A 255-nucleotide genomic window follows, 5' to 3' on the forward strand; every position below is an offset into this window, starting at 1 on the left:
TAGAGACCGTCACTCCCCCGCGCCGTTTTCGCGGCAGGCCCCGTGGCCGCGACCTGCCCCCCGTTGCCCTGGCCTCGCTGCGCCAGCTGCTCGGCGACGAGCGCAGCGACCCGGGGTTGCGGCGACGTGACCTCTTGATCGAGCACCTGCACGCCCTCCAGGACGCCCACGGCCACCTGTCGCTGGTGGCGCTGCGGGCGCTGGCCGCCTACATGAACCTGCCCATGGCGGCGGTCTACGAGACGGCGACCTTCT

Annotated in this window: 1 protein-coding gene; it reads left to right on the top strand. The window is 72.5% G+C overall.

The window, feature by feature from the left end; genetic code table 11:
• Positions 1 to 255 (top strand): NAD(P)H-dependent oxidoreductase subunit E (locus tag M8009_RS19005; protein ID WP_250064046.1); only part of this gene is annotated, 255 nt, incomplete at both ends.

This window comes from Halomonas gemina (assembly GCF_023554995.1).
GTDB lineage: Bacteria > Pseudomonadota > Gammaproteobacteria > Pseudomonadales > Halomonadaceae > Halomonas > Halomonas gemina.